Annotated in this window: 21 protein-coding genes; 2 read left to right on the top strand and 19 right to left on the bottom strand. The window is 65.5% G+C overall.

The window, feature by feature from the left end:
* Nucleotides 1-113 precede the first annotated feature (113 nt).
* The 6 genes from ACCQ06_RS04050 to ACCQ06_RS04025 form a co-directional block, all read right to left on the bottom strand.
* Nucleotides 114-491 (bottom strand): glycine zipper 2TM domain-containing protein, encoded by a 378-nt coding sequence (locus ACCQ06_RS04050; RefSeq protein ID WP_055850660.1) that lies wholly within the window; start codon nucleotides 489-491, stop codon nucleotides 114-116.
* A 124-nt stretch (nucleotides 492-615) separates the two neighbouring features.
* Entirely contained in the window at nucleotides 616-1,398 is a 783-nt protein-coding gene (locus ACCQ06_RS04045; protein ID WP_228324074.1) for a DUF2242 domain-containing protein, read from the bottom strand.
* A 73-nt stretch (nucleotides 1,399-1,471) separates the two neighbouring features.
* Nucleotides 1,472-2,536, bottom strand: coding sequence for a DNA methyltransferase (locus tag ACCQ06_RS04040; RefSeq protein ID WP_316690257.1), 1,065 nt, complete (start codon nucleotides 2,534-2,536; stop codon nucleotides 1,472-1,474).
* On the bottom strand, nucleotides 2,529-3,629 hold the full coding sequence (locus ACCQ06_RS04035; protein ID WP_316690256.1) for a hypothetical protein: 1,101 nt from the start codon (nucleotides 3,627-3,629) through the stop codon (nucleotides 2,529-2,531). Before ACCQ06_RS04035 ends, ACCQ06_RS04040 begins: the two co-directional genes overlap by 8 nt.
* 22 nt (nucleotides 3,630-3,651) lie before the next feature.
* Nucleotides 3,652-5,055 (bottom strand): nicotinate phosphoribosyltransferase, encoded by a 1,404-nt coding sequence (locus ACCQ06_RS04030; RefSeq protein ID WP_316690255.1) that lies wholly within the window; start codon nucleotides 5,053-5,055, stop codon nucleotides 3,652-3,654.
* 125 nt (nucleotides 5,056-5,180) lie between these two features.
* Entirely contained in the window at nucleotides 5,181-6,236 is a 1,056-nt protein-coding gene (locus tag ACCQ06_RS04025) for a bifunctional nicotinamide-nucleotide adenylyltransferase/Nudix hydroxylase (RefSeq protein ID WP_115512599.1), read from the bottom strand.
* Nucleotides 6,237-6,403: 167 nt separating this feature from the next.
* On the opposite strand from ACCQ06_RS04025, the gene ACCQ06_RS04020 reads away from it, so the two are divergent.
* Nucleotides 6,404-7,297, top strand: a complete 894-nt coding sequence (locus tag ACCQ06_RS04020) for an endonuclease/exonuclease/phosphatase family protein (RefSeq protein WP_316690254.1) — start codon at nucleotides 6,404-6,406, stop codon at nucleotides 7,295-7,297.
* Between the two features lie 133 nt (nucleotides 7,298-7,430).
* On the opposite strand, the gene ACCQ06_RS04015 is transcribed toward ACCQ06_RS04020, so the two are convergent.
* The 4 genes from ACCQ06_RS04015 to ACCQ06_RS04000 form a co-directional block, all read right to left on the bottom strand.
* Nucleotides 7,431-9,590 (bottom strand): carboxy terminal-processing peptidase, encoded by a 2,160-nt coding sequence (locus ACCQ06_RS04015; protein WP_316692496.1) that lies wholly within the window; start codon nucleotides 9,588-9,590, stop codon nucleotides 7,431-7,433.
* 348 nt (nucleotides 9,591-9,938) lie between these two features.
* The gene (gene lipA / locus ACCQ06_RS04010; RefSeq protein ID WP_228324069.1) at nucleotides 9,939-10,952 is read right to left on the bottom strand and encodes a lipoyl synthase; all 1,014 of its coding nucleotides are present in this window, start codon (nucleotides 10,950-10,952) and stop codon (nucleotides 9,939-9,941) included.
* A gap of 14 nt (nucleotides 10,953-10,966) precedes the next feature.
* The gene (lipB, locus tag ACCQ06_RS04005) at nucleotides 10,967-11,659 is read right to left on the bottom strand and encodes a lipoyl(octanoyl) transferase LipB (protein ID WP_316690253.1); all 693 of its coding nucleotides are present in this window, start codon (nucleotides 11,657-11,659) and stop codon (nucleotides 10,967-10,969) included.
* On the bottom strand, nucleotides 11,647-11,925 hold the full coding sequence (locus ACCQ06_RS04000) for a YbeD family protein (RefSeq protein ID WP_316690252.1): 279 nt from the start codon (nucleotides 11,923-11,925) through the stop codon (nucleotides 11,647-11,649). The genes lipB and ACCQ06_RS04000 overlap by 13 nt, the downstream gene beginning before the upstream one ends.
* Nucleotides 11,926-12,177: 252 nt before the next feature.
* Here ACCQ06_RS04000 and ACCQ06_RS03995 point away from each other — a divergent pair, with 252 nt between their 5' ends.
* Nucleotides 12,178-13,239, top strand: coding sequence for a lipid A deacylase LpxR family protein (locus ACCQ06_RS03995; RefSeq protein ID WP_316690251.1), 1,062 nt, complete (start codon nucleotides 12,178-12,180; stop codon nucleotides 13,237-13,239).
* Nucleotides 13,240-13,554: 315 nt separating this feature from the next.
* Here the strand turns inward: ACCQ06_RS03995 and ACCQ06_RS03990 are convergent, their stop codons facing one another.
* The 9 genes from ACCQ06_RS03990 to ACCQ06_RS03950 all read right to left on the bottom strand — a co-directional run bounded on the left by ACCQ06_RS03990 (nucleotide 13,555) and on the right by ACCQ06_RS03950 (nucleotide 25,754).
* Entirely contained in the window at nucleotides 13,555-14,760 is a 1,206-nt protein-coding gene (locus ACCQ06_RS03990; RefSeq protein WP_228324066.1) for a D-alanyl-D-alanine carboxypeptidase family protein, read from the bottom strand.
* 244 nt (nucleotides 14,761-15,004) lie between these two features.
* Complete coding sequence (locus tag ACCQ06_RS03985; RefSeq protein WP_316690250.1) at nucleotides 15,005-16,396, bottom strand: septal ring lytic transglycosylase RlpA family protein; 1,392 nt, start codon at nucleotides 16,394-16,396, stop codon at nucleotides 15,005-15,007.
* Entirely contained in the window at nucleotides 16,393-17,532 is a 1,140-nt protein-coding gene (gene mltB, locus ACCQ06_RS03980; RefSeq protein WP_316690249.1) for a lytic murein transglycosylase B, read from the bottom strand. Before mltB ends, ACCQ06_RS03985 begins: the two co-directional genes overlap by 4 nt.
* A 433-nt stretch (nucleotides 17,533-17,965) precedes the next feature.
* Nucleotides 17,966-19,354, bottom strand: coding sequence for a glycoside hydrolase family 28 protein (locus ACCQ06_RS03975; RefSeq protein ID WP_316690248.1), 1,389 nt, complete (start codon nucleotides 19,352-19,354; stop codon nucleotides 17,966-17,968).
* A 317-nt stretch (nucleotides 19,355-19,671) separates the two neighbouring features.
* Nucleotides 19,672-20,790 (bottom strand): rod shape-determining protein RodA, encoded by a 1,119-nt coding sequence (rodA, locus tag ACCQ06_RS03970; RefSeq protein WP_104615957.1) that lies wholly within the window; start codon nucleotides 20,788-20,790, stop codon nucleotides 19,672-19,674.
* Complete coding sequence (mrdA, locus tag ACCQ06_RS03965; RefSeq protein WP_104615956.1) at nucleotides 20,787-22,847, bottom strand: penicillin-binding protein 2; 2,061 nt, start codon at nucleotides 22,845-22,847, stop codon at nucleotides 20,787-20,789. The genes rodA and mrdA overlap by 4 nt, the downstream gene beginning before the upstream one ends.
* 3 nt (nucleotides 22,848-22,850) lie before the next feature.
* Nucleotides 22,851-23,336 carry a rod shape-determining protein MreD gene (mreD, locus tag ACCQ06_RS03960; RefSeq protein WP_104615955.1) on the bottom strand — a complete coding sequence of 162 codons (486 nt, stop codon included), beginning with the start codon at nucleotides 23,334-23,336 and terminating at the stop codon, nucleotides 22,851-22,853.
* Nucleotides 23,333-24,535, bottom strand: coding sequence for a rod shape-determining protein MreC (gene mreC / locus ACCQ06_RS03955; protein WP_316690247.1), 1,203 nt, complete (start codon nucleotides 24,533-24,535; stop codon nucleotides 23,333-23,335). Before mreC ends, mreD begins: the two co-directional genes overlap by 4 nt.
* 172 nt (nucleotides 24,536-24,707) lie before the next feature.
* Entirely contained in the window at nucleotides 24,708-25,754 is a 1,047-nt protein-coding gene (locus ACCQ06_RS03950; protein ID WP_003482734.1) for a rod shape-determining protein, read from the bottom strand.
* Between the last annotated feature and the right edge of the window lie 255 nt (nucleotides 25,755-26,009).

Genomic DNA, 26,009 nt, shown 5'->3' with positions numbered 1-26,009 from the left:
CTGCACCCGGGATGCACTCATTGATCGGAGAGGTGGATCGGCAGCACGGCGCTGCTCCTGCAATACAAGAAAGCCCCGGCAGGGCCGGGGCTCGTAGCGTCACTTCATCAAGCTCAGCGGCGTTCGCAGACGCGCTCGACCTGACGATTGCCATTGGCCTGCTGACGATTGCCCTGGATGGTGCGGCCTGCCGCGCCACCAGCCACCGCGCCTGCCACGGTAGCGAGCTTCTTGCCGTTACCGCCACCAACTTGGTTACCCAGCAGACCGCCGATGGCCGCACCTGCAAGCGTGCCACCAATGCGATTCGGGTCGGTGGAGTTCTTTTGCACCTCGACGTTCTTGCAGCGCACGCGGGTGCCGTCATTGAACCTGCGGCCTTCGTCTGCCGTCGTATAGCGGTGCTGCGAGTAGTTCTGCGCTTGCGCGAAGGTGCTCGTCGCCATCAGAGCGATCAGGGACATACCCATCAGGGAATTGCGCATTTTCATCGTACGTCTCCATCGTTCTCGCCGATTCGGCGAGCCATGGCTGCACTCTGGCCAGTCGGTCGAGAACACAACGTGAAGCGCAAACCCCTCTATTCAGGCTTTGGACCGGTGCGTGAATCGCGCGTCACGGCTGCGTGGCAGGTTCCTGCGGTACGTTGGCCGGCGCCGGCGGCGGGTCCTGCGCTTCGACCGGCAACGGAGCGACCGGCGGCTGCTCGACGGTGGTTGGGCTCGGTGCTGCAGCGGCTGGCGTAACAGGCGCGCTGACCGCCGGTGTCGGCGCAGCGGCGGGCGATGCGGCTGGTGCCGCCGCCGGCGGGTGCGGCGCTGCCGGTACCGGCGCAGGCATCGCGGTTGCGGCAGCAGGCGCCGCTTCGGTCACCTTGGGAAGATACGAATTCAGCCGTTCGAAAAAACGCTTGTAGAAGGCCGCGTCCTGCACCGTGGTGCTGGACACGCGCACGAGCGAGTCGCCGCTGCTGCCCACCGGCAACGACAACGAGCCGAGCACGCCGACACCGACGCTGGCCGAGGTCGAGCTCTTCTTCAATGCGTATCGATCCTGCAGCGCGCTGACGAAGATCTGCGCCTTGCCGCCATCCTGTGCCGCGCAGGAAATGCGCAGATTGAGCTGCTCGCTCTGGTCGGCTTCCTTCAGCTGGAAGTTCTTGCTGCCTTCCACCGCCGCAGCGTCGGCACGCGTCACGGCGTAGCCCTGGCTCAACAGCACGCGTCGTGCGGCTTCGCAGGCTTGCGGCGAACTGGCCGCCACGCTGCGCGAATAGGTGTCGTCGGAGTTGAACGACTCGCGCATCAGCATGCTGTCGCCCTTGCTGCCGCCGCAGCCGACCAGGGTTGCCAACGCGGCAAGCAGCGCGCCGCGCGCGATCAGGGAAGTACACGACATGGGAAGACTCCCGCATCCAAAACCGGCCAAAGCATAGCCGCAACCGATGTGCGCGCGACGTCGCGTTACCGGCTCAGGGCATCGGCGGTTCATCCGTTGGCAGTTGCAGGTCGACCTGCAGGTGGCTGCCATCGGCGCCAATGCGCTCGGCGCGCAGGTAGTGATGCGCGCGCACCGCCGCCAGCGCCACTGGCGCGCGGCAAGGCTCGCCCCACAGGCTCAGGCTGAAGCCCTGCGCCTGCAACCAAGCGGTCAGGCGGTCCCACAGCGGCTGCTCGGCGCGCAGCATCAGATCCAGATCCGCCGGGCCTTGCGGCACCAGCGCAGGCGATTGCAGCCACCGCGCGTAACTGCCGTGCATCACCACCGGCACGCCAAGCGCCTGCATGGCCTGCAGCAGCTGCGCCGCCTGCTGCACATCCAACCGGGCGCGGCAGTGCTGAAAAATCAGTGCGTATTCGTGGCTACGATTGCTGTCGGTGCCTGCAGGTGCCAATCCAGCGGCAGCACGCGGGTAACACAGCACCCGCTCGTCGTGCAGGGTGAACAGGCTGCCGAGTATCCGGCCCAGATCCCAGGCCTGCGGGATCACGCGCCCGCCCACACGGACATTTTCGACCATGGCCACGCCGAACGCGCCCGGACGCAACTGCCGCCGCAGCGCGTGAAACACCGCGCGCATGCCGGCCAGATACCCCGCGTAGTCCGCGCTGGCATACAGTTGCTCCGCCACCGTCGCACCGCGCCACTGGCAACCGAAATACGGCACGTTGGTCAAGCACAGATCGATCGGCGCAGCGGGTGCGGTGTGCACCAGGCTGCCGACCACGATTGGCGTATCCACGCCGTGCCGCTGCAACCGCGTACGCGCCAGCTGTGCACGCGCCGCATCGATCTCCATGCCATGGGCGTTGCGGCCTTCGAGGGACGCGGCCAGCAACGTACTGCCGAATCCGCAGAACGGGTCGAACACCTGCTCGCCCGGCTGGCTGAAATGGCGCACGAACGGCCGCATCTGATTGACCCAGCCACAGTCGCGTCCGTTGAGTGGGTCGCGCGCACGCAGGTCGTCGGGCAGTGCCCAGGCCGCGTCGTCGGGTGCCGGCGTCCACCAGCTGCGCTGATCGAACTCATCCATCTGCTGCGTCCCACAGCACATCGGCATCCGGGTCCCACCCCGCGCACAACCGACCATTGGCGAAGAACACCAGCTTGTACACATCGCCGGTGGCATGGCGCGCGTGCATCGCCGCGTAGTCGGCGCTTTCGAACACCACCTGCATGCCATCGTCGCTGCGCATCCGCACATTCCAGAAGTAATACCCTTCCGTCATGCCGTCCAGCTGCCAACGCGACCACCACGGCTGCTGCATGCACTCGGCCAGCAGGTGCTCCACACCGATGCGGTGCTGCTCGATGTAACGCAACGTGCCGTTGTTGCGATACGCATCATCCAGCCGCGACAACTCGCGGAAGATCACCTGGCCTGCATCACAGCTGCGCGCCCACGCGATGTATCGCGCGATCTCCTCTGCGCTGCACACCCCATCCCGTTGCACGATGCACACCAGCCGCACCGGCAGACGCGCAGCGATGCGACGTGCGGTCTGTACGAACGTCGTGGCATCGGCGATGGGCTCGCCCGCACGGAAGCGCATGATCGCGTCGTTGCGCGCCTGCAACGGGTGGTGACGCGACAGCTCGATCCAGGACACGCCGAAATCGACCAGCGCATCGAGCAGACGCTCAGCGTGCGCACGCGCCAGGCCTGCACCATTGCTATACAGCACGCGCTGCTCGACGCGCGGGCCATTGGCGGTAGTGGCCAAGGTGTGCAGCAAGGTCAGCAGCCACTGCGCGTCGTCGGTCATTTCCAGGCCCGACAACGAATACGACAACGGCACCGCATGCAGCAGCTGCAGTGCGCTGCGCAACTGCGCGAAATAGTCCGGGCCCGGACGCAGCATCGCCCCCGCCAGACCGCCCGCGTGCTGCCGCAGATTCTCCGAACAAAACCCGCAGCGCGCCGAACAGGGCCGCACCGAGGCGTACGGCGTCAACGTGATCGGCAATGCAACCCGATAGCGGCGTGCGCCGATCTGCAACGCATGCCATCGATTGCTGTCGCCCTGTAGCGGCACGCGCCGCTGCAGGTTGGGTGCCGTGGCGCGCAACTGCGCCAACAGCGGTGAGGCAGGTAGCAGCGGCACAGCGTCGATGGAAGCGGGCATGGGCATGCCTGCGTGCAACCCGTCAGCGCCGGGCGGCATCGGCACGCTCGCGTACCTGCTGCAACGTCCATTCCTGCTGCATCGCGCCGTTTTCCCACACCGTCACCAACGCATCTTCGCTGTCGGTGCTGGCGGCTACCTCGTCGAGCAACGCACTGCGATAACTGCCATCGCGACGGTCGCGCAGCAGGGTTAGTCGGCCGCGCTTGCTCTGCTTGCCCTGGTCGGTGATCGGGTCCTTGTAGACGTCGATCCACTGACCATCTACACGCACTGCCGAGCACTTCAACGCAAACTTCTGCGTATCGCGGTCCACCTTCTGCAGCAATGCACCACCCATACCGAAGGCGACGTTGTCGGCGGCATAACCGGCTGCAGTGATGCGCTCCAGAATGGCGCGCAACGACTGCGGATTGATGCCGTCGCCCTGGATCACGCGCACATGGTTGAGCACCTTGTAGCCCTTGCCGTTGACCTGATGCCCGAAGGCCTCGTCCAGCAATAGCAGGCACTGTTCGACCACATCCACCGGGTCGCCGGAATCGGGGCGGATCACCACCGTCGCGCCGGAGGCGATGATCTCTTCGCGCAAGGTGGTGCCCCAATGCTCGCGAATGGCGCGATAGATGTCGTAGCTGTCGGACACCACGGCCACGATGGAACCCGGCCGCGCGAATTGCGTGAGCATGTTGCGGTAGGCATCCACCTCGCGCTCGCGGCCCCAACTGGTGATGGTGCTGTGCTCGGCGGCGGGAATCGAAAACCCCGCTACCGGCGTGTGGTAATGCGCGCGTGCCAGCAGCAAGGCAGACAACGTATCGGTGCCGAGGAAGTTCACCAGATGCGCGGCGCCACCGAGGGCTGCCGAGCCCAGACTGGACACACCGCGCGCACCAAAGTCGTGCAGCTTGAAGGGCAACTGGCCTTCCGGATCGTCGCTGGTGCGCTCCAGGTAATCGCGCACGATCTGCTTCACCTGCCAGCTCACCGTGGCCACCGTTACCGGGTACCACACGCGCAGCAACAAGGTTTCCAGATACGACGGCACCCAGAACGCCTTGGCGTCGGTGGATTCGATGGTCATCAACACGTTGTGCGTGGGCACCACCGCACCTTCGGGCACCGCACGGATACGGATCGGCAACTGTCCGCCAAGGCGGTCGACGATATCGCGCCAGCCGGCTTCGTTGAACGGCTCGCCATGCGCGGCCAGCAAGGCCTTGGCATCGTCGATGTCGGCGTGGGTCACCGGACGGTTGATGGCTTCTTTCAGGATCGACTGCAGACCGAAGAACACGGTCTGGTCGTACACGCCGCCGCGCGATTCGACATAGAAGAACGAGGCATCGGTGCCGGGCGGATACTGCAGCCAGTGGCTGGCCTTGTAGCTGTCGGTATTGAGTAGCAGGTTATCGAGGTAATGCATGACGGAAGCTCCTTCGCGTCGGGAAAACCAGCGGTCTGTCCGCCAGTGGGAGGTCGTGATTCAAGCAAGACGCATCGACGTGACCGACGCCGGTCGGCAGCGGCACGCAGGCGATGACGTCGCGCTCAGCCACGACCCAGGAAGAATTCAAGAATATGCAGGTGGTCTTCGTACAGCCGCGGGCCCATCGCCATGACTTCGGCAATCGGAATCCAGCGCGCCTTGTCGGCATCGTCGCCGCCGCGCACCGCGGGCAGCTCACCGGCCGGAAATTCGAAATGGAATGCATGGGTGATGGTGCGACCGCGCAGGCTGCGCTCGGGATGATCGAAGACCTGGCGTCCGCGCAACGAGCCCTTGAGCACCGGCACCGGGACCTTGAGCCGTGTTTCTTCGCGCAGCTCGCGCAGGCAGCTGTCCAGCAGCCCCTCTTCCTGGGCAACGAAACCGCCCGGCAGCGCCCACAACCCCTTGCCCGGCTCGGCGCGCCGCCGCACCAGCAGCACGTGCCCGGAATGCACCACCACCGCATCGGTGGTCACGAAGGTCGGTGCGTACGGCGCATCCTTCCAGGCCGCGCGGTACTGCTCGATGAAGCGGTACTCGGCCACCAGTTGCGCGTAGCTCGGCGAATTGCGGCGGAACGCTTCCAGCATCTCGTACACCGGCGCCGGCACGTTACCGCGCAGCATCAGTAACCCGCCATGAAAACCGATGTCGCCAGCCTCGAACAGATAACGGCGCAACTCGGTGGCCGACAACGTGGCGGTATGTTGCACGTCTTCCAGCGGCCACTGCGGAAACTCGCGCAGGTAATAACTGCTGGCGTCCTTGTCCATGCCGATCAGGCCGATGCGCGCATCGAGCGTGCCACCATCGGCTTTCACCACTTCGGCAACCTGGCGCTGCACTTCGGCAATCCACAGGCTTTCGTTGTAAAGATGGTCGCGCAACGGACGCAGGATCAAACGCTCGCTCTCGCCCGGCAATGCGGACTCGATCATCACTGCGCGTTCGGCGACGGTCCAGGGGTTGCGGATGGTGCGTGGTGTGTCGGCCGAGCCGATCAACACAATGAGCTTGTTCGCTTTGCCCAGGGCATGGCGGGCGACGGCAGCGTGGCCGTTATGAAAGGGCTCGAAACGCCCGATAAACACAAGATAGTCGTACTGTGCTGCCATGAGAATCCCTCACGGTTGAGTGGTCAGTCAGCGGTCTCTCCGCTGGCTTGCTGCAAATGCTACGCCGATAGATGGCCACGTCAAGCGTGTTTGTTCAATCGCGCGCCGACACAATATGTCATGCACGCGGACTAGACTTGGCGGCTGGCCATTCCGGAATCCATCGCATGCCACAGCAGTCCCTTCGCGCTGTCTCTCGGCCATTGCTCGCTGTCATCGCCGTGCTGTGCATGACGCTGCCTGCATGGGGGGCTGCACCTGCACCTGCACCTGCACCTGCACCTGCACCTGCGCCATTGCGGGTGATGTCGTTCAACGTGCGCGTGCCGGTGGACACCGACGGCGACAAACGTTGGTCGGTGCGACGCACGGCCATGGTCGAGCTCATCAAGCACACCCATCCCGATGTCTTCGGCACCCAGGAGTTGGTGCAGGAGCAGGCGCAGTATCTGGCGTCGCAGTTGCCTGCTTACCGCTGGTTCGGCAAGGGCCGCCGCGCCGATGGCAGCGATGAGCATATGGGCGTGTTCTACGATAGCCACGCGCTGTCGGTCGTGGAATCGGGCGATTTCTGGCTGTCCGACACCCCCGACGTGCCCGGCAGCAGCAGCTGGAACACCGACCTGCCGCGCATGGTCACCTGGGCCTTGTTCGAGCGCCGCAGCGACAAGCGCCGCTTTTATTTGTTGAACACCCATCTGCCGCACCGCGACCAGGACGAGGCAGCGCGCGAACAGGGTGCGCGCGTGATCCTGTCGCGTATCGCAAGCTTGCCGGCAGATGTTCCGGTGGTACTGACTGGCGATTTCAACAGCGATCCCGATCAGGGCACCTACCGCACGCTCACCGCAACGCTTAAGGACGCACGCGCCAACGTGGCGACGCCGCAAGGTCCCGAAAAAACCTTTCAGGACTTCAGCACCCGCCCGACCCGCCGTATCGACTGGATCCTGTTCCGCGGTCTGACACCCACGCGTTTCTCTACGCTGGATATGCGCCCTGGCGGCATCCTGCCGTCGGACCATTACCCGGTGCTGGCCGAATTCGACTGGCCGCGCTGAGACCGCCAGGCGGCATCCGTACACGCCCGCAAGCAACGGGGCACGTAAACACCTCATTCGCATCTCGACGCATCTTTCGCACAAAAAAAGCCACCGAATGCGGTGGCTTTTTGGTTTTGCAGTCTTGCTGTGATCAGTCAGCCCAACGTCCAGGCGCTGTGGACTGCGGCAACACCTGCGCCGACAGCGGCTGATCCTGCGCAAGCAGGCTCAGCGCATCGGCCAGAATCGCGGCCGATTCGTGCAGCAGCGGATCGGGACGCTTTTCCGCCGCCTTCTCGCGTGCCGTGTCCTTGACGATGTCACGCTCGTTGCCGGTCAGGCCGTCGTCGCTGTCATCGGCAAGCGGGTCCAGCGGCAAGCCCAGCTGCTTGCGCACCTGCTGGCGGTCCTTGCGCTGCTGGTCCTGCTTCTGACGCTCGGCCACGCGCTCGGCTTCGTTCAACGAGATGTACTTCTTGGCCTTCTCGTCGCGGAACTGCTTGACGTCCTCTTCCCACCACTGGAACTCCTTGTCGGCAGCGATGCGCGCAGTGTGCAGCGTCTGCAACTTGGGCAGCAGCGGTGCGAAGTTGCCGTACTGGGTGTGCGGCGCGGCAGCGATACGCGTCCACGGCAGCGCGTTGTCGTAGGTGCTTTCGCCAAACTCGGTGGCATCCACGCTGGCCGGGAACGCGATATCCGGCACCACGCCCTTGTGCTGCGTGCTGGAGCCGCTGACACGGAAGAACTGCGCAATCGTCAGCTTGACCTGACCATAGCGCTGGCCTTCGGCAGCCGGCCAACGGTCCAGATCCACGATGTTCTGCACGGTCCCCTTGCCGAAGCTGGTTTCACCGATCACCAGGCCGCGGCCGTAATCCTGGATCGCACCGGCAAAGATTTCCGACGCCGAGGCCGAGCCACGGTTGATCAACACGCCCAGCGGACCATCCCAGGCGACCTTGGGATTGCTGTCGCCGTTGACGGTCACGCGGCCACCGGATTCGCGCACCTGCACCACCGGACCCTGCTCGATGAACAGACCGGTGAGCTCGATCGCTTCGTCCAACGAACCGCCACCGTTGTTGCGCAGATCCAGTACCACGCCGTCGACCTTGTCGGTCTTGAAGCCAGCCAGCAGCTTGGCGACATCGCGCGTTGCGGACGCGTAATCGGTCGCATTGCGGCGACGGCCTTCGAAGTCCTGGTAAAAGCCCGGCAGCTTGATGATGCCGATACGGCGTTCCGGCTCGCTGCCCTTGGCCGGCAGGGTGATCGTCTCGCCCTTGGCCGCCTGTTCGGCCAGACGCACCTTCTGACGGGTCAGGGTCACCGTGCGGTGCTTGCCGTCGATGCCCGACTCGGCCGGGATGTACTCCAAGCGCACCTGGGTGTCCTTGCTGCCGCGGATCTTGGCCACCACATCGTCGATGCGCCAGCCGATCACATCTTCGATGGCGCCGTTCTTGGCCTGCCCCACGCCGACGATGCGATCGCCCGGCTTGAGCGTGCCATCCACCGCTGCCGGACCACCCGGGATCACCTCGCGGATCACCACCATGTCGTCCTGCTTCTGCAGTTGCGCGCCGATGCCTTCCAGCGACAGCGACATCTGCTGGTTGAACGTTTCGGCGGTGCGCGGGGTGAAGTAATCGGTATGCGGGTCGACGGCGTTGGTGTACGCGTTGACGAAGAACTGGAACACATCCTCGCCCTTGAGCTGCTTCACCGAATCGGCGAGCGCGGCGTAGCGCTTGTCCAGCGTCTTGCGAATGTCGCCGGGCTTCTTGCCGGCCAGCTTCAGGCGCAACCAGTCGTTCATCACCGACTGCCGCCACAACACATCCAGCTGTTTGTCGTCCGATGCCCACGGCACGTCCTTGCGGTCGTACTCGAACTTGTCGCTGCCGGTGAAATCGAAATCCTGTTTGAGCAGGTCGCGCGCGTATTTGACGCGCTGATCGACGCGCTTCTTGTAGATCGCAAACACCTGGAACGCGGGCTCCAGGTTGCCGCCGCGCAGCGCATCGCCCACACCGGACTGCAGCGGCGCGAAGCCGTCGATGTCGGCCTGGGTGAAGAATTGTTTGCCGCCGTCCAGCGTTTCCAGATAACGCTTGAAGACGTCCTTGGACATCGCCTCGTCCAGCGTCCGCGGACGGTAGGCATAGCGGCTGTCGGACAGCAGGCCGTAGACAAGTTTGGTCGCCGTCGCCTGGTCCGGCGTGGCGGCCGCCGGCAGCGCTGTGTCGGCGCGTGCGAGCAAGGCCATCGGAGTGGTCAACACCAGCGCCAGCAGGCCGGCCTTCATGGACGCAGAAACGTTGTAGGTCATCGAATGGCTCTCGGCACAAGGCCGACGAAAGAAAGGCGGTGAACGGATCAGACAGCATGACAGTGCCCAAAGTTGCTGGCGTTGTCATCCGCTGGCTGAATCAGCCTAGCGCCGGGCCTGTATCGGATTGTGAACGCGACCGTACCTTGCGCCGGCAGCACGGCAACCGGAGACGACACGGCCCCGTGCACTGCACAGGGCCGGCAATGAAACGGAGGGTTTGGCGACGCCGTCGCAATGGGGCGTCATGCGGACTTTGCAGCCGCGCGCGGCGTTGGCCACCGCGTGCCGCTGCTGCAGGGCGCGTGGAGCGCCGGGCCTGGCTCAGGCAGCGACGCCCGCGCCAGCGGCCTGGCGATCGGCGTGATACGACGAGCGCACCATCGGGCCGGAGGCCACGTGGCTGAAGCCCAGCGCGTTGCCGTAGTCTTCCAGCGCCTTGTATTCCTCCGGGGTCCAGTAACGCATCACCGGGTGATGGTGCGGCGTAGGCTGCAGGTACTGGCCGATCGTGATCATGTCCACATCGTGCGCGCGCAGATCGCGCAAGGTGGCCTGCACCTGCTCCATCGTTTCGCCCAGGCCGAGCATGATGCCGGACTTGGTGGCGATGGACGGATGCTGCGCCTTGAAGCGCTGCAGCAGTGTCAGCGACCACTGGTAATCCGCACCGGGGCGCACGTTCGGGTACAGGTCCGGCACGGTTTCGATGTTGTGGTTGAACACGTCCGGCGGGCTCAGCGCCAGAATCTCCAGCGCACGGTCCATGCGGCCCTTGCCGCGAAAATCCGGGGTCAGGATCTCGATACGGGTCTTGGGCGAACTGGCACGGATGGCCGCGATGCAGTCCACAAAGTGCTGGGCACCGCCGTCGCGCAGGTCGTCGCGGTCCACGCTGGTCACCACCACGTACTTCAGACCCATGTCGGCCACGGTGGTGGCCAGGCTGGCCGGCTCGTTCGCATCCGGCGGCTTGGGCCGTCCATGCGCCACATCGCAGAACGAGCAGCGCCGCGTGCACACCTCACCCAGGATCATGAAGGTGGCGGTGCCGTGGCTGAAGCACTCGTGGATGTTCGGGCAGCTGGCCTCTTCGCACACCGTGACCAGGCGGTTTTCGCGCAACTTGGCCTTGAGGTTCTGCACCGCGTTGCCGGACGGAATCCGCACGCGGATCCACGACGGTTTGCGCAGCACCGGCGCATCGACAAACTGCACCGGCGAGCGGTTGATCTTGTCGCCACCGATCTGCTTGACGCCGGTCTGCAGCGGCGCAGGTGCGGCGGCGTCGCCGGAGACGACCTGCAAGGGGATGGAACGGGCGATAGGCTGGGTCATGGCGGTACGGGCGCTCAGGCCGGAAGCGAAAGGTCGGGCATTGCGGAGGCGGGGTGCAGCGTCAGGCCGAACTGGCGGGCCAGCTGATCGAGCAGTACTGCCTTGACGGCATCCATCCCGGAGGGGCCACCCAAGTCTAGCACCGAGGTCACCCGCAGGCCCTCGTAGCCGCACGGGTTGATGCGGTGGAACGGTTCCAGGTCCATGGCCACGTTGAACGACAAGCCATGGAAGGTGCAGCCCCGGCGCACGCGGATGCCGAGCGCGGCGATCTTGGCGTCGCCGACATACACGCCCGGCGCGCCTTCGCGACGTTCGGCCACGATATTCCACTCGTCCAGTGTGTCGATCAGCGCCTGCTCGATCTTGCAGACGTAATCGCGCACGCCGATCTTGAGCCGGCGCAGATCCAGTAACGGGTAGACCACCAGCTGGCCGGGGCCGTGGTAGGTCACCTGACCGCCGCGATCCACCTGCAACACCGGGATATCGCCCGGGGCGAGTACGTGCTCGGGCTTGCCTGCCTGGCCCAGCGTAAACACCGGCGCATGCTCGACCATCCACACCTCATCGGCGGTCTGCTCGTCGCGTGCATCGGTGAAACGCTGCATTGCACGCCACACCGGTGCATAGTCTTGCTGGCCGAGGTCGCGCAGCTGCGCGGGCGCAATCGCAACCACCGCGGATTCGGCCGCTACAGCGTCCACTTCACTTCCGGATGGTCGCGCAGCGCCTGATGCGCGGCGTCGAACTGCTCCCGGCTCTCGGCACGGAAGCCGATCTTGACCGAGACATATTTGCCGTTGGACGAATGCTTCCAGCTGACGCTTTCCTGCAGCAGCTCCACGCCGATGGCAGCGAGCAGGCGCGGCAATTCGGTTTCCAGGCCACGCTCGGCCGCGCCCATGGCGCTGAGCTCGAAGGTACCGGGAAACTGGAAGCCGTGATCGGGGTTGTCGGTGCTGATATCCATGGCCCCATTATCGGGCCGGTGGTGCGCAAACCCAAGTCTTGCCTCGCACCCTCCGTGCGCATGGTTCCTCCTAGCCCGGGGGGCATCCTTGATTGCGGCACTTAGCCAAACACACCTACGTGGGAACGACGATTCTGCACAGACCGGCCTGGACTGAAAATGAGATTGCGCTTAGGCGCACGTTCACGCGGCGCAGCCGCAGGCGCAGGCACCTTTGCCCATCCCGTCCCTCCTTACTCCCCCAGGCCTTCCATGCTCCGACCGCGCGCGCTGTCTGCTGCCTTGCTGTTCTCTCTCACCGGACTTTCGATGCCGGCCATCGCGGCGGATCAGTGCGATTCCAGCCGGCTGGGTCAAACGCCGCCGGCGGTCAACTTCCGGGTCGACAACGACTTGTTCGGTGGGGAGGACCAGGATCAGGGATATTCCAACGGTGCGGTGCTGACCCTGGTTTCGCCCAATCTGGTCGACTACACCGACGACCCGTGCCTGCCGCGCACCGCACGCTGGGTCAACAGCTATCTGGAGCGGCTGCATCCAGGCGAGTTCGACCAGCAGAACATGGTGTTTTCGATCGGCCAGGCGATCTTTACGCCCACCGATTACACCCGTCGCGACGTGATCCCGAAGGACCGTCCGTATGCAGGCATCCTGCTGGCAAGCTTCGGCTACAACGCGCGTAACGAAGCGCACCTGCGGACCACCCAGCTGCAGGTGGGTGTGGTTGGCCCGTGGTCGTTCGCACAGGAAGCGCAGGATGCGATTCACGACGTACTGGGCGACGAGAAATTCCAGGGGTGGGACAACCAGCTGCATAACGAGCCGCTGATTAACCTGGTGCACGAACGTATGCGCCGGTGGCCGGCCGATGCCAGCGGCAATGCCGATGGATTCGGTTGGGATTTCATCTCGCACTGGGGTGGAGCGGTGGGCAACATGGCCACGCATCTGAACGCCGGTGGCGAAGCGCGTTTTGGCTGGAAACTGCCGGACGACTTCGGTAGCACCCCCACCCGCCCGGCGGGCGAAAACACCGCCCCGAGCCGGTTGGGACGTGCCAATGGCTGGTCGGGTCATCTGTTCGTGACCACCGACGCGCGCTGGGTGATCCGCGACATCACCCTGGATGGCAACACCTTCCGCAGCAGCCACAGCGTGGATAAACGCCCGTTCGTGGGCGATGTGGGCTATGGCCTGGCGGTGATGTACGGCCGCTGGAAGTTCGCCCTCGCCCGCTACCACCGCACCCGCGAATTCGAAACCCAGCGCGAAACCCCGGTGTACGGCAGCTTCACGATCAGTCGGATGCTTTGAGGGCTGGGATTGGGGAGTTGGGATTGGGGATTCGCAAGAGCGGGCTGCTGGGGATTTGCACCTGCTTTTGCTCTTGCCAACCTCGAATCCCTAATCCCCACCACCAAAAAGCCGGCTTCTTTTGGTTGCACCATTCGGATTGCTGCCGCATCCACATAGCCAGCTTCCCGTTTAAGCAGATGCGTCTGGGTCGGGATTGGGATTCGTCAGAGCGGCTGCGGGTGCGTTGCACCTGCTCTGGCTGTTGCGAATGCCAAATCCCCCATCCCCAATCCCACAAACAAAAAGCCGGCTTTCGCCGGCTTTTTGCTGCACTTATTCCGATTCCCACCACATCCAGAACGCATCCCAGAGGCGCTTGAAGAAACCGCCCTCCTCCACTGCGTTGATGGCGACCAGTGGGGCCTGGGCGATGATCTTGCCGTCGAGGCTGACCTTCACGGTGCCGACCTGCTGGCCCTTCTTGATGGGCGCTTCCAGGTTCTTGGCCACGTCCATGCTGGGCTTGAGGTCGTTGTAGCGGCCGCGCTGCAGGCTGACCTGCAGCGGCTGCGCCACCCCCAGCTGCACTTCGTCCTGCGCACCCTTCCAGACCTTCTGCTTGGTCACGACCTTGCCGGGCGCGTACAGGCTGTGGGTTTCGAAGAAGCGGAACCCCCAGTTGAGCAGGGCCAGGCTGTCGGTGGCGCGTTGTTCTTCGGAGCTGTCGCCCATCACCACCGCGATCAGGCGCTGGTCGCCGCGCTTGGCCGAGCTCAGCAGGCAGTAGCCGGCCTCGGAGGTGTGGCCGGTCTTGATGCCGTCCACCGCCGGGTCGCGCCACAGCAGCCGGTTACGGTTGCTCTGCTTGATGGTGCCGACCTGGAATTCCTTGATCTTGTTGTAGGCGTAGGTTTCCGGGTAATCGCGCACCATCGCACGGCCCAGCATGGCCAGGTCGTAGGCGGTGGAATGATGGCCTTCGGCACTCAACCCATGCGCGTTGACGAAGTACGAATTCTTCATGCCGATCTTGGCGGCATAGCTGTTCATCAGCGAGGCGAAGGCTTCTTCGCTACCGGCCACATGCTCGGCCAGCGCAATCGCCGCGTCGTTGCCGGACTGGATCGCCATGCCCTTTTCCATGTCTTCCAGACGCGCGGTCTGGTTGACCGGGAAGCCGCTATAGCTGCCGTCGGTGCCGGCACCGCCCTCGCGCCAGGCGCGCTCGCTCATCATGACCTGGTCGTCGCGCTTGACCTTGCCGTTCTTGATTTCCGCAGCCACTACGTAGGAGGTCATCACCTTGGTGATGCTGGCCGGTGCCAACTGCTGATGGATGTTTTCGCCGGCGAGCACCTGCCCGGTGGCGTAATCCATCAGGATCCAGGATTTGGACACGGCCGGCGCGGGTGCGGGCGGAACCGGCAGTGCAGCCGGCGCGGCAGCCACAGCGGGAGTCGGCTGCGGCGCAGGTGTCTGGGCGCAGACCAAGCCGAAGGCGAACGTGGCCAAGGCAGCGGCGGCGAAGCGGAATTTCATTGAAGAACGACTCCTGACGGGCCCGAAGGCTGGGTAATACGAAATTGTAAGGCGCGATGAAGATTCAGGCGACGCGCGCCGGGACGGACGCGCCTGCGCAGTTCAGTGTTGCGGTCGGCTGATCGGGCGTGTGACGCCTCAAGCCGCCGACTGCGGCCCGCACTTCAAAGCGGTCGGTAGCGCCGGCGCCGCGCATCGGGTCGCTGACCTCGATGGCGGCGCATGACGGCACGACGGTTTGCGCTCAGTTGGCAACGATCTGCGGACGTCCAAAACCCAGGCCGGCGATGCGCTGGGCAATCTCCGATGCATTGGCATGGTCGCGTGCGTTGACGCGCAGGCGCCACAGGGTGCGGCCACCGCTGACGATGTCGCTGACGCTGGCACCGGCGATGCCAGCCGAGGCCAGCTGCGACAGCGCGCGGTTGGCGTTTTCGCGGCTGGCAAAGCTGGCGACCTGCAACAGGATGTCGCCAAGCGCAGCCTCGGCCACGCTCGGCGCCTTGGCCGGCATCGGGTCCGGCGTGAGCGGACGCGCAGCCACGCTTTCTGGTGCCTTGACCACGGCAACGGCCACCGGGGCTGTTGTCGCGCTTGCCGGTCGCTGCTGCACGGCAGCGGCGGGCTTGCCGGTGGCCACACGCACGCCCTGCGTCTTCATCCAGGCATCGAAGTTGTCGGCATTGCCAGGCTGGCGGGAATCGGCCACGCGGTAGCGCCAACGCTCGCCGGCCGCAGTGACCGGTGCTGCGGCAGTTGCTACTGCAGCCGTGGCAACCGCTGTGCCCGCACCTGTCGCCACCGGGCGCGGCGGAACCGGGCGCGTGGGCAGACGCTGCACCAGACCATCGATCTGGCTGCTACCCGACGCCGGCCGCGCGGTGGCAACCGCCGAAGTGGCCGGCACCTGGCCACGATTGCGCTTGGCCAGCAGGTTGCCGTTATCGGCTTCGGTCAGCCCGCGCACTTCGACATTGCCGGTGCCTTTGCCGGTGATGCCCAGCTTGACCGCGGCGGCGTAGCTCAGATCAATCACGCGGCCATCGTGAAACGGGCCACGGTCGTTGACGCGCACCACCACCGAATCGCCGGTGTCGGTATTGGTCACCAGCGCGAAACTGGGCAGCGGCAGCGTCTTGTGCGCGGCGGTGAAGGCGTACATGTCGTAGACCTCCTTGTTGGAGGTCAGGCGGCCGTGGAATTTGCTGCCGTAATACGAAGCGGTGCCGCGTTCGACATAGTCGCCCGGGTTGTCCATCACCACGTAGCGCTTGCCCAGCACTTCATAGGGCGAGCGATTGCCGACTGCCGAGCGCGGCTCGTCGGTGACCAGCGGTTCGGGGATGCAGGCCACATTGGGGACGTGGTCGGGCGTGGCGTCCTTGACGCCGGGTTTGTACAGGCCGCCGGCGGTGTAGTCGCCGCGCGTGGACGGGTCTTCCTTGGCGGCCGCATACGGCGAGGTCGACGGGCATCCGGTGGCGACGTACGCCGGTCCCTTGCCGTCAACCTTGACGCCCTTGATGGCGCCGCCACCCTTGGCACCGACGTTTTTCTTCGGAGCGCTGCTACAGGCCGCCAGGCCGAGCATCAGCGCCATCGGGATCAGCCACTTGGGGCCTGTCATGCTGTTCATGCCGGGGGTAACTCCTTACCGGCGATGGCCTCGGACAACTGGAACACGGCCATCGCATACATTTTGGAAATGTTGTATCGGGTGATCGCGTAGAAGTTCTGGAAGCCCAGCCAGTACTGCTTGCCGTTGGCGTCGTCCAGGCTGATCGGCGTGGCGGTGCTGCCGGCCACCACCGGCGCGCTGGGGTGATACCCGCGCGCGGACAGATCGGCCAGCGTGTATACCGGCGACCAGTCGGTGGGATTGAATTCTTCTTGGCCGGCAGTCAGCGTGGCTGGTACGGCGACCTGACCGCCGCGCACCCAGCCGCCCTTCTTGACGAAGTAATTGGCGATCGAGGCGAACACGTCGTTGTAATCGGTGAACAGATTGCGCTTACCATCCGCATCGCCATCGACACCGAACTGGCGGTAGCTGGAAGGCATGAACTGGCCCATGCCCATCGCGCCGGCGTAGCTGCCGATCAGGCTGGTGACATCGAGTTGCTCTTCCTTGCCGAGCGCGAACAATTGGCCGAGTTCGTCGCGGAAAAACAGCTCGCGGCGCACTTCGCGCTCGAGCTTGGCCGGGTCGCCGCTGCGCGGGTAGCGGAACGCCAGCGTGTACAACGCATCCAGCACGCGGTACTTGCCGGCATTGCTGCCGTAACTGGTTTCCACCCCGATGATGGCCACGATCACCTGCGCCGGCACGCCGGTAGCGGCTTCGACCTTGCTCAGCTCGGCGCGATGCTGGGCCAGGAAGCTGCGGCCGCCATCGATGCGCGCCTGGGTGATGAACATCGGCCGGTATTCGTTCCACGGTTTGACCCGCTCGGCCGGCCGCGACATGGCAGTGACGATGGCATCCTTGAATTGCGCCTGCGCCAGCACCGCTTCGATCTGTGCGGCGTCGATGCCGTATTTGGCGGCGGTGTCGCGCACGAAGTTGGCGCGTGCGATCTCGAACGGGACCGGCGTCAGGTCGACCGGCGGTAACGCGGGCGCCTCGGCGGCGGCACTTACAGGCGCGATGGGAGCCACTGGCGGCTTGGCCGGAGGCGCGCTGGCGGCCGGCGGCGGGGACGGAGGGCTGGGCTGGGTCGCGCAGGCGACAAGGCCGAGGGTGAGCAGGCAGGTCAGGGTGCGTCGAATCATCGGCCGAGGGTAACAGACATCAGATGAACTTCTGGCAATAAGACCATGAAACGAAAAGACTTTAGCCAAAGTCAAGGTCTGCCGCAGCAGGTGGGGGCAGTTTGCTGGCTGAGGCATCGGGATTGGGGCCGACGGCTGGCAGCAGCCGCCTCGCGGCGACACGGCGCGGTAGCACGATGACCGCCACTGGCATGCCGGCGTTGCGCGAAGACACTGGATGCTCGACGGTGATTGCGATCAGCTGATCGCGAGCGATATCGCCGCGCCGGCGTCAGTGCCGCGAAGGCGGCCGTCGCCACCTTGGAAAGTGCCAGGCCAGCTAGCCGGCTTGGCAGCTCATGGAATATCGAAGCCAGTTGCCAACGGCCGCATCGACTGAGCAGCCGTGGCAACAAACCAGGCGCGGCCGCTAGGGTCAGCCGCGCCTGTCGTCTCACAGCGCCGGGAAGCGCGGCGCGCCCGAGCAGGTCGGTATCGCGCCGCCCAGTTGTAGCTGTGCAGTAGTGACGCCGGTACCGGTCGGTGTCAGCGCGCTGTTGCTCAGACCGATCTGCGCGTTGCTCGCATTGACCGATGTGTTGCCGGTCACCACGTTGGCCAGCACCAGATCAAGACGGGTCTGCGCATCGTAGCCACGCAGGATCCAGCCCTTGCCGCCGGCATCGTTCGTACTACGCAGCCCGTCGACGACGATTTCGCTGAAGGTCGGCTTGGTGCCGCTGCTACCGCCGGCATAGAACGGGTTGATCACCAGCGGGCTGGTCACGCCGTACAGGCAGGTGTGATACGTGACCTGGCTCACCGCCCCACCCTTGACGATGCTGGTCTTGATGCGCAACCCGTTGTTGTCGGTACTGCGATTGCCTGCGTCGTCGGTAGACACCAGCGCGTTGTTGTCGACCAGTACATTGCTGACGCCGGACATCACTTCGCTGCCGATGGAGATGCCATGCGTGCCATAGCAGCGCGTATTGCGCACGGTGATGTTGGCCGACTTGGAAGCGATGGTCTTGATCGCCACGCAATCGTCGCCGCCCATCACATCGTTGTCGTGGAGGGTGGCATTGACCACGCTGTCCAGATCCAGGCCGTCGGTATTGGGACTGGTGGCGGGCGACTTCACCCGCACGCCCCAGATGGTCAGGCCATCGACGATATGCGCGAAGAAATGGAAGTACGCCGCGTTGATCAGGTTGATGTCGTACAGCGTAAATTCCGTTGAGTTCTGCACCTTGATCAGGTCCGGGGTGTTCTGCACCTGGCCGGCCGCCTTGGCGTCTTCGCCCAATTGCCACCAGGTGGTGCTCTTGCCCAGCATGGTCAGATCGCCGCGGCCATCGATGGTGCCCTGACGCCCGCCGGTGCGGATGCCCATGACGCCCGACTTGGCGCCCTTGACGCTGATCAGCGGCGCGCAGCCGCCGCTCTTGGGACCTGCCACGCCGCAGCTGCCGCCGTAGTCGACCGGATTGCGTGAGCCGTACAAGGTGACGCCCTGGTCGACCACCAGCGTGACACCCGTGGGAATGGTCAGCGGTCCGGTCAGAAACGCGTCACCGCTGCCGCTGGTCAACAGCACACTGCCGTTTTTGCAGGCATTGAGCGCGGCCTGGATGGTCTTGGTGTCGGGCGGCGAGCGCTCCAACGCATCATCGAATTGACGCCCGGTCGGGGTCAACCCAGCTTTCAAGGACGGCGCACACGTGGCTGGAGGTGCGGGTTGCGCGACAGCGCGGGTATCGCCGGTGGCGAAAGTGACGGCACTGGCCTGCGCGGCAAGCAGCAGACAGACACCGCCGATGGCGGCGGTTAGAAATTTCATGGAAAGAGGCACCAGAAAGAGGAATGGCGCGCACCTGCAGAGGCAACGCGACGCGGCCGCTATCACTGCGGCAGCATGGCGAACTCTACGGAGCGCGGCCATCACATGCAGAACGCGAGCGAACCCGATGCCGCGCGCGCGAAGCCGGCCTGCTTCGCTGTGCCGTCATTGCAATGCAGCGCGCAAAACGCGGCGTTATTTGTGCTTTGTCAGCGCGCTGACACACGCGTGTCGCATCCATCAGGGTTGCACTGCCACGCATGCCGCTGGCGCGTCACGTGCGACGATGCAATGCGCCGCTGCGACACCGCCACGCCTCAATACCCATGGACCGGTCGGTGCGTCTTTACTGCCATCACCAGGCCCAATCCGGCCAGCAACGACACCGCCGAGGTGCCGCCGTAACTCATCAAGGGCATGGGCACGCCGACCACCGGCAGCAGGCCGGAGATCATGCCGCCGTTGACCAGCACGTAGACGAAGAACGCCAGACCGGTGGCACCGGCGACCAGGCGCGAATAGGTGTCGCGCGCCTGCGAGGCGATCCACAGGCAGCGGCCGATGACGATGAGATAGAGCGTGAGCACGGTGGCCACGCCGATCCAGCCGAATTCTTCGCTGAGCACCGAAAACGCAAAGTCAGTGGTCTGTTCGGGAATGAAGTTCAGATGCGATTGCGAGCCCAACCCCCAGCCCTTGCCATCCAACCCGCCGGAGCCGATCGCGATCTTGGACTGGATGATGTTCCAGCCGGCGCCGAGCGCGTCGTTCTCGGGGTTGAGGAACATCATGATGCGGTCCTTCTGGTACGGCCGCAGCAGCCAGAACCAGGCGATCGGCGCCGCCGCCGCCACACCGCCCAGACCCACGGCCACCCACCACCACGGCAGACCGGCCAGCAGCAGCACGAACACGCCGCTGGCGGCGATCAGCACGCCGGTGCCGAAGTCCGGCTGCAACATGATCAACGCGGTAGGCACGCCGATGATCATGCAGGTGACCAACACGGTGGAGATGCGCGGCGGTAACGGCATGCGATGCAGATACCAGGCCGCCATCATCGGCAGGCTGATCTTGAGCAGCTCGGCCGGCTGCAGATAGAACACTTTCAGATCCAGCCACTGCCGGCCGTATTTGCCGGTGCCCAGCGCAAACACCGCCAGCAACGGCAGCATCGACAAGCCATACACCCACGGGGTCCAGGCGCGCAGGCGCAGCACCGACATGCGCGAGATGCCCCACATCGCGGCCACGCCGATGACGAAGCGGATGCCTTGCGCCATCACCAGATGATCGCCGTTGGCCGTGCCGCCGGCACTCTTGAGCACCGACAGGCCGATCACCATCAAGCCGCCCAGCGCCAGGCACAGCACCCAGTCCAGGCTGCGCGTAAAACGCGCGGCCATGTCCGCCAACCAGCGCAGGATGTCACTCAATGATCGGTCTCCTGCACCGCATCCGGCACATCCGGTACCACCGGCTGCGCGGGCGTGCTGGGATCCAGCGCAACGGCGGTCTGGCCGATCACCACCGGCAATTCTTCCAGCGTGGCGGCGGCCGCATCACCGGCCGCACGTGCATCGGTGGCACCGGCTTCGAACTGGTTGATGCCCACGGCGGTCATGCCGAGTTCGCTGTCCAGCGGCAGGATGCCCGCAGGCATCTTGCCCAGCAGCCAGGCGTCGAAGATCTTGCGTGCGATCGGCGCTGCCGAGCTGGTACCGAAGCCACCGCCCTCCACCGCCACCGCCACCGCGATGACCGGGTTGTCGGCCGGCGCAAAGCCGACGAACAGGCCGCGGTGGCGCAGGTGCATCGGCAGACTGCGCGGGTCCACGGCGGCCACGCCCTTGCGGCTGACCACCTGCGCGGTGCCGGTCTTGCCGGCCATCTGATACGGCGCGCCGGGCGTGATGGCGTAGCCGGTACCGCCGGGGCGCATGGTGTCCATCATGCCCTCGCGCACCACTTGCAGATGCGCCGGATTCGGGCTGATCGGCTTGCCCGGCGGCTGGATCATCGGCTGCCAGGGGTGATCGAAGCCGGTGCGTTCTTCCAGCACCAGATGCGGGCGCAGCAGCAGGCCGCTGGCGATCGCCGAGATGCCGCGCACCAATTGCAACGGCGTCACTTTCCAGTCGCCCTGGCCGATGGCGATGTTGACGGTGTCGCCGGGGTACCAGCGCTCCTTGCGGGTCTTGTACTTGTAGGCCGGCGACGGCAGGATGCCGCCGATTTCGCCCAGCAGATCCAGCCCGGTGGGCGCGCCGAAGCCGTACCCGCCCATGTAGTGGTCGAAGCGCTCGATGCCCATGTCCACCGCCAGGCGGTAGTAGTAGGTATTGACCGACTGGGCGATGGATTTGCGCAGATCGGTCCAGCCGTGGCCGCCACGGTGCGAGTCGCCCCAGCCGCGGCTGACGCCGGGCAGATAGAACATGCCGGTGGACAACACCCGGTCTTCCGGCCGGCGCAGGCCGCTATCCAGGCCGGCCAAGGCGATCAGCGGCTTGAGCGTGGAGCCCGGCGCCACGCCACCGAGCACCAGCCGGTTGAACTGCGGCCGCGACGGATTGTCGTTGAGCATCTTGAAGTCGGTATGCGAGATGCCATTGACGAACAGATTGGGGTCGTAGCTGGGCAGGCTGACCATGCCCAGGATCTCGCCGGTGCGCGGATCCATCGCAATGGCCGCACCTTCGTGTTCGCCGAACGCCGCCACCATTGCGCGCTGCAGATCGGCATCCACCGACAGCCGCAGATCCGCACCCGACTGCGGCGCGACGCGGCCGACGGTACGGATCGCCCGCCCCTGCACGTTGGTCTCGACCTGCTCGTAGCCCACCTGCCCGCGCAGGTCCTGTTCGTAATAGCGCTCCAGGCCGGACTTACCCATATGGGTGAGCGCGGCGTTGCCCTCGCCCAGCACCGCGAGGTCTTTTTCGTCGATGCGGCCGACGTAGCCGATGATGTGCGCGAACAGCGGCCCGTAGGGGTAGCGCCGGGTCAGATACGGCTCCAGCTCCACGCCAGGGAAGCGCCAGCGCTCCACCGCAAAGCGCGCCATCTCTTCGTCGCTCATGCGCAGCTTGAGGGTGACCGGCAGGAAGCTGCGGCGCGCGCGGCGCTCACGGTTGAAGCGTTCCAGATCCTCCGGCGCGATCGGGATCACCTTGCCCAGCGCGGCCAGCATGGCGTCCATGTCGGCGACCTTGTCCGGGGTCACGTCCAGCCGGAACGCCGGCACGTTTTCGGCCAGCAACCGGCCGGTGCGGTCGTAGATCATGCCGCGCCCGGGTACCACCGGTTTGGGCTTGATGCGATTGGCTTCCGAGCGCGTGGCGTAGACCTCGTGGTCGAGCACCTGCAGCTTGAAATACCAGCCGCCCAGGCCGACCAGGCAGATCACCACCATCACAAACCCCAGCACCGCCCGGCGGCGGAACTGCTCGGCCTCGGCATGCGGATTCTTGGGTTGGCGCCGACCGTGCATGGACTACTTCTTGCTCCGCTTGCCCAGGCGCACCGCATCCAGCAACACGAACAGCGGCGGCCACAGCGCCATGCCCAGCAGCGGCGCCCACCAGTAACTCCACGGCAGGGTCGGCTCGCCGACCGCCAGATGCACCGCCGAAGACACGATGCGGTCGTTCAGCAGCAGCCCGCCGATCGCCAGCGCCTGCTGCGACACCGGGAAAAACCGCATCCGCGCGCGGAAGCGCTGCAGGATGAAGGTCATGATCACCAGCCGCAGCGCCTGCTCGCCCAGCAGCCCGCCGTACAGCAGATCGGCCAGCACGCCGGCCACGAAGGCCACACCCAAGCCCACCCGATCCGGCTCCTCGATCACCCAGTAGGCCAGCACCAGCGCCACCCAGTACGGGCGCAGCGGCTGCACCACCTCCGGCAACGGCAGCAGACCCAGCACCAGCGCGATGAGCAGGCTCACCGGCAGGATCCAGGTGTTGCGCATGCGGGTCATTGGTCCGTCTCCGGTGGAGCCGGGACCGGGGACTGGGGACCGGGGACCCGGGAAGAAGCGCTGGACGTCGCGGCTGGCGCGGCATTCTGGGGAGCCGGGACCGGGGACCGGGGACCGGGGACCCGGGAAGAAGCGCTGGACGTCGCGGCTGGCGCGGCATTCTGGGGAGCCGGGACCGGGGACCGGGGACCGGGGACCCGGGAAGAAGCGTGGGGCTCGGGACTGCTACCCGCCGCCGCTCCATTACCGTCCTCGCTGCCGTTGCCGCTGCCGCTGCTGTTGCCGTTGCTATTCCCGGGTCCCCGGTCCCCGGTCCCCGGTCCCGACTCGGGTCCCGACTCCGGTCCCGGCACCACCCGCAGCGGCTTGCCGGCGCGCAACAACAGCACGTCGCGGCCGCGGTCGAGTTTGGCGGCCGGGGTCAGCTCGCCGACCAGGAAGGCGTGGGTATCGTCGGGATGCAGCTCGGAGACCTTGCCCACCGGGAAGCCGGCAGGGAAACGGCCGCCCAGGCCGGAGGTGACGATTTCATCGCCCACCTGCACGCCGGCGCTCAGCGGGATGTCGCGCAATTCGAGGCGGTCGCCGCGGCCGTAGACGATCAGGCGCACGCCGTTGCGCGCCACGCTGACCGGCACCGCGTGGTCTGGGTCGGTCAGCAGCAAGACGGTCGAATGCAGCGGGGTCACTTCGATCACCTGGCCCATCAGGCCGCCGGCATCGATCACGGCCTGGCCCATCAGCACGCCATCGCGGCTGCCGGCGTCCAGCAGCAAGCGCTGGCGGGTCGGGTCCAGGTCGATATCCAGGATCGGCGCCAGCTGCACGTCCAGGCCACGGCGCTCGGCCACGTTGAGCAGCTCGCGCAACTGGGCGTTATCCAGCGCAGCGGTCTGCAGCCGGGTCAGGCGGGCGTTGGCGACCAGCAGCTGATTGCGCAGGTCGCGGGTTTCTTCCACCAGTTGCGCGTGCGTGGCGGCGTTGTCGCGCACCTGCGACCCGATGCGCCCTGGCAACCCGGCCACTGCCCAGATCGGCTGGATCAGCAGATTGGCCTGCATTCGCACCTGGCTCAGCCAGCTGCCGCGGCTATCGAGCGCAATCAACGTGATCGCCAGCACCAGATAGACCAGCAGCCGCAGCGTGGAGGTGACTTCGCCCGGACGGGAGGCGACGGGAGGACCGGCGTAGGAGGGCACTTTCAGGGCCGGGAATGGGGAATCGGGAATGGGGAATCGGAGAGCACTTGGCTGCCCGCGAGACGGCTGAGGCGAAAACTCACTTTAGCGGGACCGCGTCGCAACCGCGCAGGAGCATCGGCAGGGAATGCTTTTGCGATTCCCAAATCCCGATTCCCGATTCCCGAACGCATCACTCCGGCGCGAAGAACTCGTTGCCGTGCATGTCCACCAGCTCCAGCGCGCGGCCGCCGCCGCGGGCCACACAGGTGAGCGGATCGTCGGCCACCTGCACGTGCAGGCCGGTTTCTTCGGAGATCAGACGGTCCAGGTCGCGCAGCAGCGCGCCGCCACCGGTGAGCACGATGCCGCGCTCGGCGACGTCGGCGCACAGTTCCGGCGGGGTCTGCTCCAGCGCCAGCTTCACCGCCGACACGATGCCCGACAGCGGCTCGTGCAGCGCTTCGAGCACTTCGTTGGAGTTGATCTTGATCATCTTCGGCACGCCTTCGGCGAGGTTGCGGCCGGAGATTTCCATCTCCTGCACCTCGTCCTGCGGGTAAGCGCAGCCGATCTGCAACTTGATGCGCTCGGCCGTAGCTTCGCCGATCAACATGCCGTGGTTGCGACGCACGTAGTTGGTGATCGACTCATCGAAGCGGTCGCCGCCCACGCGCACCGACTGCGAGTAGACGATGCCGTTGAGCGAGATCACCGCCACTTCGGTGGTGCCGCCGCCGATGTCGATGACCATCGAGCCACGCGCTTCGGTCACCGGCATGCCGGCACCGATGGCAGCGGCCATGGGTTCTTCGATCAGGTACACGTCGCGCGCACCGGCCTCTTCCGCAGATTCCTTGATCGCGCGGCGCTCCACCTGGGTGGAACCGGCCGGCACGCACACCAGCACGCGTGGGCTGGGGCGCAGGAAGCGCGACTTGTGCACCTTCTTGATGAAGTGCTTCAGCATTGCTTCGGTGTAGGTGAAATCGGCGATGACGCCGTCTTTCATCGGGCGGATCGTGGTGATGTGTCCGGGGGTACGACCAAGCATCTGCTTGGCCTCCGCGCCGACGGCAGCCACCGAGCGCGTCCCGCCGATTGCACGGTCCTGACGCACCGCAACCACCGATGGCTCGTTCAGCACGATGCCCTGTCCGCGCACGTAGATCAGCGTATTGGCCGTGCCCAGATCGATGGACAGGTCGTTGGAGAACATGCCGCGCAGTTTCTTGAACATCGAGGGAGTTGTTCCTGGGTAAGTCGCGTGCCCACCGCCAGAGTGGCGAAATTTTGGGCAGAAAACGAAGTCCACTAGCCTAGCAATCCCCCCCGGTGCGAGCAAGGAAAAATCGGTTCTCCCGGCCGGATTTTCATGTGACGGTCACGCCGGGCATGGCACGCGGTTGTGGCCCTGATCGATCACAGCCGTTACCCTTTGCGCCGCGGCGTTGGCGCCGTCCCGCCGCCATGCCGGCAACTGGCGGGTATTTCC

Source organism: Xanthomonas sp. NCPPB 4467 (assembly GCF_041475665.2).
Lineage (GTDB): Bacteria > Pseudomonadota > Gammaproteobacteria > Xanthomonadales > Xanthomonadaceae > Xanthomonas > Xanthomonas dyei.
The sequence above is the reverse complement of the archived record's forward strand: the minus strand, read 5'-3'. Positions and strand labels throughout refer to the sequence as shown.